This is a genomic window from Bradyrhizobium sp. 142 (assembly GCF_023074015.1).
Taxonomy (GTDB): domain Bacteria; phylum Pseudomonadota; class Alphaproteobacteria; order Rhizobiales; family Xanthobacteraceae; genus Bradyrhizobium.
Genome location: NZ_JADPKQ010000401.1, coordinates 22,088 through 28,879 on the forward strand (window position 1 = coordinate 22,088; position 6,792 = coordinate 28,879).

Consider the following 6,792-nt stretch of genomic DNA (forward strand, 5'->3'; position numbering starts at 1 on the left):
GACGATAAATGACCCCGGAATAGACACTTAACGGGTCGCTTCCAGTTCCCGTTTGCTCGATTTCCCATTCTGCCTTGGGCCACTGCCCTGAACTTACTGGAACTGTGCGGCGCGCCCGACATTGGTGATACCTAAACCGGCCCAACGGTGCACCTGACTGCCTGCGGCAGGTTCAATTGTCCCATGAGCTGTTCAGGCCACAAGAATAGGTGGAATATGCTTTCGGCTCCACGACACATTGCTGGTAGATTGCGGCGCTACATCTCCCGCCGCTTATACGGTGATCCAAACGACTATCTAAAGCTATGTTCCGGTGTGATCCATGTCGGCGCAAATACTGGTCAAGAACGAGACCTCTACACGCGGCACAAGCTCAAAGTGGCGTGGATAGAGCCTATACCAGAACAGTTCGAAAGCCTTCAACGAAACGTCCGTTCCCTGGCAGACCAGACGGCAATCAATGCGCTGATCGCGGATGCGGATGGCAAATCCTGTACTTTTCATGTCGCGAACAATAGCGGCCTTTCGTCGTCCATTCTGGATTTGCACAGCCACAAGGACATTTGGCCGGATGTACATTACATCCGCGACATCAGCATGAAGTCTTCGACCTTGAAGACCGCTCTGGAAACGTGGGGGGTTGATCCCGGTCGATACGATGCTCTTGTATTAGACACTCAGGGCTCGGAATTGTTGGTTCTGCAGGGCGCGAAGGAAATTCTGCGGCAATTCAGATTCATTAAGACCGAAGCGGCAGACTTCGAGTCATATCGGAATTGTGCGACGGTCGACCAATTATGCTCGTATCTGAAGCCTTTTGGTTTTCTGGTGAAGCGCAAGGACCGGTTTGCAAAGCGCGCGTCCGGTGGGGCCTATTACGACATCTTGTTCGAGCGTGCCTGATCGACTTCTGCAAAGGCACAGTCGAAGATGACCGTTGGCAGCGCCTCGCCTCATCCCCGTGACGCTCGCATCCAGGCGTCCCGCTCCCCTCGTTATAAGACTCTGCAGCGAGGCAACGAGGCGTTAGAAGCCGGAGCGACGTCTCACTGCGTTCGCCAGGACCCCAAGGTTTCCGCGCAGATGTCTCAGCGCAATTGCCGCACTTTTGCCTTCGGTGACTTCCTGTAGCTTATACTCAAAGTAGTCGGGCAAGACGCGGTCTAGATCGAAGGTGCTGGTTACAGGGGAATAACCTTCGGGATAATAGCCCTCCCGACAATACACGAGAGGGTTCTGTCTATACCAAGGCAGAATCCGGCGATCACGGTATATCTGCGGTCGGACGCAATCGAATGCGACGTAACGATGGTTACTAAAATGCTTTGCCCAATAGGATTGCCACTGCTCGTTCAGATGGTTTCTACCGCCTTGACCTCTGACCGCAGCGGAGAACAGCACAACGGGTGCGGCGTCCACGAGGGCGGAAACGAATTCGTTGGCGCTACTCTCGGGCAAATGTTCCGCGACCTCTAACGAGCACGCCAAATCGAATTTGCGGCCGACGTCGGTGATGGCTCGAAGGTCCATAGGTTTGAACCTTTCGGACGGAATTCTGAGCTGATCCCGTGGCACGTAGTCGCCGTCAATTCCGAGATAATCGCTCACACCGTTCGTAGCGAATTCATGCAACCAGCCCCCGACGCCACAACCGACATCAACGACCGAATTCACTTTGAAGAGTCGAAGAATCAACGGGACAATCACCGACGCAGCCTCGAAAGACCCGCCTGATTGCTCCTTGAAGAAATGCGATCCGTAGTACCCAGCTACAGAATTCTCCATGTCGGCACCTCCGCAAACCGACGTTGCGACACGCCGCCGCGTGGCGTCAAGCCCGTCTCAACTCATCAATCGAGAGGTTCCGAGAGCGTTCCCCTCCCGAAGTGCGAACAGCGGCCGGCGGAACCAAATGCCATGCTTATTTTGGCCTCCGAGTTGCGCTTTGCGCATGCACCGCGAAGCTGTCGGCGAGAACGAGGCATCGCCGTTCGGGGCTCGAGCCCCCGCGCCAGTACGGCGACGTGTTGCGTATCTTGGCGACTGGCGGTCCAGCGCGTGCGCGGCGGTGGCCGCATGCCCAAAGCATCGGCGGTAAGTTGCCGACGTAGCGGTTGATGACGCGGAACAGCACGGCTATGGCGGCTTGGCTGGTCGTGATCGAATGCAAGTTACGCACGAAGATGGCGCCTACCTAATCGCGTGCGCAATTTGGCCTATCGAGCACGAAAGCTTGAACGGACGTCGCGACGGTTGATGTCGCCTGTTGGCCCCGAAGGCGAAGGTCGCCTGAAGACGTGTCATGTCGGCTGCCAGTGGCAAACCGGATGCCGATCCGGCTTGGCGTCTACCGCCGGTTTTGACTCCAACCCGGACTCTCGCCGCCTTCGTCGTCGCGGGGCTATTCGAGGCAAACCGGACGCTGCTGCGCTAGTAGCGTCGGGGCGCGGGGTCAAAAAAACAAAATCGGCCGCGTAGCCCCGTGGCCTCTAAGCCATCAGCGAGTGTTTATGGCCGATGCCGTTGAAGGTCGGCCTCACTGAGCGCCAGGTCAGAGAACCTCGTCATCCTCACCCCATCGGCTCGGCCGCCATGCTGCCGCAGCACCGCCTCGCGCTCTTGGGCATAGGCCCCACGTAACAACGACAAAAATTTGTAGCGATCGGGCTGCGAAAACGCCCGCCACGCCCGCCACGCCCGCCAAACTCTAACCGGCCCTTTATCTATTTCCCGGAGCAACAAAAGCGAGGAAACGCCCGCGCCAGATATCCGAAAGGGGCGCAGTCGCGCGTCCCCGAGCTTCAAGGCCCGTTTCGGAGGACCCGCCAAAGCACCGACACAAATTTCGAGAGTGGCCGGGATGGCGCATCGCCCTGGCGATGCGGCGCGGGAGACGGTGCGTCGCCGTCTAATTCGGTCAGCCGCTCCACCATGCCTTCCAGACGCGATGGTAACGGGGTGAGATCGTCCGCAAGCGTCCCGCGAAGCTGCTGGCCGATCGCGTCGCAGATCGCCCGGCGATGCTCCGGGTTTAGATCCGGGGCCGAACCATGGGCGCGGGTTGGTGGGCTGTCCGCCATCGTTGCGACCGCTCTGGACGTGCACAGCTTCCCTGCCGCCTTGAACGCGTAAGGCCTTTCGTTGCTCCTGCAAGGGCTGTTCTTTTTGTTCGTGGTCCGCCCGCCGGTGCAGCCAAGCGCATTCGCATTTCTACGGATCGCTAACCGAGTTCCCATGCTATCATGCGCTCCCGCGTGGGCTTAGGAGGCAAGAAATGTCTACCTACCTGCGATTACAAACCGTCGATCTAAAGCCGGAAATGGTCAGCCGCATCACGGCAGCTTACGAGCAGGCGCTCCATACGCTTTGCGTCCAGGATCGCGACGACCCGCTCACGGAAATGGTCGCGAGCAAGATCATCCAGATTGCGCAAAGCGATGTCCTTGCCCCGGCGGAAATTGCGGCATTGGCGATCAAGGAACTCGAAATGCGTTAGGCATCTTGTGCCTAAACGCGCTTGGAACTGAAACAATCCCAACGTCGGGAGGTTGGCTATTGGGCTTCGGGGCTTCGCAACTTGCGAGGCGCAATGACCCATCTACCGGCAGGCGACGTGTTTCTCACCGTTGCCATTATGGGCACCACGTTCCTGATCGAGGTCGCTTTTTTCGCCTTGATCGGGATGTTTTGAACAGATCCGGCATGGAACATAGGACGCCTCAATTCCGGCTAGTACCCGGAATCAGAGCTCAGTGATACGGCGGCCTTTGGACGAAAGGTGGACTTCTCTCGCTTCGGTAGGCCTCCGATCTTGAATTGCGACTCACGCTTTAAGAAAAGGAAGTACTAGTATTCTTCAAAGTTCCCGCAACCATCCGCGCTCGTTCGGCGTCTCTCTTGATTGCGGAGCGCGTTATGGACGATGACGAGGATCAGCGAGAGCTTCAAGATCAGATCATGCGCTACCGCATGATGGAGCGCGACGTCACCGATCCCCTCGCACTCGGCCTCCTGCACGACATCGTTGCAGAGTTAGAGACGGCGCTGCAAGCACCCAACGAGTAGCGGGATCATGCAAAAGGCGGGCAGCCATTTCGGCCTGCCGACTGTCTCAGGTCGCGTTGCATCCAATTGTGTCTGCAGCCAGTGGTAATTCGTTTCGCGCTATACTTGGATTTTTGGCTTGGCGGCGGCAGTATTGAGTTGTTTGACGAAGTATTGCCGAAACAGACGGCTGCTATCCGCCGATTATTTTGACATTCATCGGGCTTGGGCGCTGCGGCCCTCATTCCGCCGGCAGGAGGCGCGGGGCTACTTCTTCAACAGTATCCCCATCGCTCTTGCCATTCGCCTCACTGATCCGGCGTGACGGCCCAGCTCGGCTGCTATCTTCGATACGCCAGCTCCTGCCCGGGCCAGCTTGAACAATTGCTGGACCTCGCGCTCGGCCCATTGCTTTGGCTTCGGTGCTTTCATGGTGCGGCGCTCAAGTGTATTCGAAGGTCGTCCGCCAACGAACTTTCCGATGATGGCCGGCCCGGCATGCACGCCGATCCGCGTCACGCCCAGAATGACGCCTTTCCTGCGGCAGCGTTCGCGAAACGACTCGCTCCAGTCGTCCATCGCCAGGGCGCAACGCCACGGCACGCGATGCATGGTCCGGCCCGGGATGGGATCGGTGCAGCCTTCGCAGACGCAAAATCCCCGTCTCACCCCAAACGTTCTGTCTTAGGACTGCAACCCTTTGAAACCTTTCCGGTCTTCGCGGTGTTGTCTTTTGTTAGTTCTGCGCGCTGGACGCGGAGCGAGCGTCCGCGCCCTCACCTGGAGGAAGTCACCATGACGCTTACGAGCATTCGGGATTGGAGCGAGGCTATGCTCACATCCCTTGCGGCCGCGATGGCCGTATTCTTCGCCGCCATTCCGAAGATTCTTGCCTTTGCCGCGATCCTGATTATCGGCTGGTTCGTCGCGGCCTTAGTGGCAAGCGCAATCGCAGCGGTGCTTCGGCGAGTCCGCTTCAACGAACTATCCACGCAATCGGGGTTCACCGGCTTCGTTCATAACATGGGGCTGGAGACTGATGCCTCGGGAGCGATTGCCCTCACGACGAAATGGTTCATTAGGCTGATTGCGCTTGTGGTTGCGTTCGACGCTTTGGGTCTACCGGCTGTTTCGGACGTGTTGCGACAACTCCTGTTGTGGATTCCCAACCTTGTCGTCGGAATCGTCGTTCTCGTCATCGGTGGCTTGGCGGCGAATTCCCTGGGTAACTTGGTCCGAGGCGCCACGGCACAGGCGGACCTGGGCAATCCCGACCTCCTCGCCAAGATTGCAAAGGTCATGGTGTGGGCCTTCGCCATCGTCGTAGCCGTGAACCAGATCGGTGTTGCACAAACGTTGGTCAACTCGCTGTTCACGGCTGTCGTCGGCGCAGCAGCTCTCGCGCTCGGTCTGGCCTTCGGGCTCGGTGGGCGAGACACCGCAGCCGAGATTGTCCGTCGATGGTACGACTCGTCGCAAGATGTTGCGTCGAAGCTCGACGAAGCTGCTGAAGCCGGCCGTCGCTTGGGCGAACACGCGGCAGGTACTTCCCAACCGCCGCGCCAGTCCAGCGGGTGAACATGACGATACCGGAAGACGCGAAGGCGACGATTGAGCATGTTCCGCAGAACACTGGACGCGACGGTGCCGTCGATCTTGTTGCCAAGATGCACGAGTTCGGCGTCTTCTCGCATTCTGCCGCCGCCAGAGAGCTATACTGCAGCTCGAACGGTGACCGCTGGTACCTTGTCCGTGACGCTGAAAGAGTTTCTGTTGTGCACGTGCCCAACGTCCCTTCCGGCGGACGCACAGAGAAATTAGAGATCAGGGAATTCTTAGCGCGAGGCGGCGGAGGCGGACCGGAGCATCAAGAGTTGTTGCGCCTCATTGGGACGCTGGTGGAGGCTACTTAACCAGCAGGGTGTCGCTGCCTTCATCTCTCTGCTGCGCCACAGGCCTGGGACAATGATGCGAGGTGGCCTTGGCTCCCAAACCTAGTCGGAGCCTCCAATTAGCGGGAGTGGCAGTTTTTACAGGGGCAGCCACGCGCGCAGTCATGAGTATAAGCGAAGCGGACATTGTTTCGAGGTGCTATCCTCAAAGGGACTCACATAGAGACAATGGCGCGCTGAGTTCGCGGCCATCATTGCGTACATCGGAGGTCTCATGCGATTCATTCTCCGTGTTCTCGCCGCATCCGTAGCTCTCGTCTTCTATCTGCCCGTGATCTCGGGAATCACGCTTGCGATTGCTGATGCGACTGGCGGGTTGCCGGGCACTCTCACCGGCTGGTGGAGGCATATCGGCGATGTGATCGCCGAAGGCGCTGGCTTTTCTGCAAGCTACAAAGAGAACATGTTCACTATATGGGGCATCGCCGCGCTCCTCAGTGTCATCGGTCACACACTGCTTTCGATTTCGAGGGCGTGGATGTATCGATGAGGAATTTCGGAAGCCCGCTACTTGCCTTAATGGAACCCAAAGGGAATGACTGCGCGGTCGTTGCGCCAGATCGCTCGCGGCCTGCGAAGGTTGTCCGCTTTGGCCCAAAAGGCGAAATGCCGGGGCTGCTCCGGAAAGTCTGCTATGCCCGCCAAGGCACGAAGTCGCTGCGCTCCAGCCCGCTGCGCGGGAGCCAGAGCCGAGAGGCCGGTAGCCGGTTGAGAGGAAGAGCCGGGGTGGCAAGGTCGACACGATCAGCGAGCGTAGTGTTGGCGTGCAACACATGATCGCGCGCGAGTCAGCATC

At 58.5% G+C, this 6,792-nt stretch carries 8 protein-coding genes; 6 read left to right on the forward strand and 2 right to left on the reverse strand.

Annotated elements, in window-relative coordinates; translation table 11 throughout:
* Nucleotides 1-249 precede the first annotated feature (249 nt).
* Nucleotides 250-903 (forward strand): FkbM family methyltransferase, encoded by a 654-nt coding sequence (locus IVA82_RS37360; protein WP_247383467.1) that lies wholly within the window; start codon nt 250-252, stop codon nt 901-903.
* A 123-nt stretch (nt 904-1,026) separates the two neighbouring features.
* On the opposite strand, the gene IVA82_RS37365 is transcribed toward IVA82_RS37360, so the two are convergent.
* On the reverse strand, nt 1,027-1,785 hold the full coding sequence (locus IVA82_RS37365) for a methyltransferase domain-containing protein (RefSeq protein ID WP_247383468.1): 759 nt from the start codon (nt 1,783-1,785) through the stop codon (nt 1,027-1,029).
* 1,489 nt (nt 1,786-3,274) lie between these two features.
* Between IVA82_RS37365 and IVA82_RS37370 the strand changes: the two genes are divergently transcribed.
* Together IVA82_RS37370 and IVA82_RS37375 are read left to right on the forward strand one after the other, a co-directional pair.
* Nucleotides 3,275-3,496: a hypothetical protein gene (locus tag IVA82_RS37370; protein WP_247383469.1), complete on the forward strand. Its 222-nt coding sequence runs from the start codon at nt 3,275-3,277 to the stop codon at nt 3,494-3,496.
* A gap of 419 nt (nt 3,497-3,915) precedes the next feature.
* Nucleotides 3,916-4,065, forward strand: coding sequence for a hypothetical protein (locus tag IVA82_RS37375; protein WP_187436481.1), 150 nt, complete (start codon nt 3,916-3,918; stop codon nt 4,063-4,065).
* A 246-nt stretch (nt 4,066-4,311) separates the two neighbouring features.
* Here IVA82_RS37375 and IVA82_RS37380 read toward each other — a convergent pair whose 3' ends face one another.
* Nucleotides 4,312-4,623, reverse strand: a complete 312-nt coding sequence (locus IVA82_RS37380; RefSeq protein ID WP_247493798.1) for a hypothetical protein — start codon at nt 4,621-4,623, stop codon at nt 4,312-4,314.
* Nucleotides 4,624-4,839: 216 nt separating this feature from the next.
* Between IVA82_RS37380 and IVA82_RS37385 the strand changes: the two genes are divergently transcribed.
* The 3 genes from IVA82_RS37385 (at nt 4,840) to IVA82_RS37395 (ending at nt 6,486) form a co-directional block, all read left to right on the forward strand.
* Nucleotides 4,840-5,622, forward strand: coding sequence for a hypothetical protein (locus IVA82_RS37385; RefSeq protein WP_247383471.1), 783 nt, complete (start codon nt 4,840-4,842; stop codon nt 5,620-5,622).
* Nucleotides 5,623-5,624: 2 nt separating this feature from the next.
* Nucleotides 5,625-5,957: a hypothetical protein gene (locus IVA82_RS37390; RefSeq protein ID WP_247383472.1), complete on the forward strand. Its 333-nt coding sequence runs from the start codon at nt 5,625-5,627 to the stop codon at nt 5,955-5,957.
* Nucleotides 5,958-6,210: 253 nt separating this feature from the next.
* Nucleotides 6,211-6,486, forward strand: coding sequence for a hypothetical protein (locus tag IVA82_RS37395; RefSeq protein WP_247383473.1), 276 nt, complete (start codon nt 6,211-6,213; stop codon nt 6,484-6,486).
* The last annotated feature ends 306 nt before the right edge of the window (nt 6,487-6,792 follow it).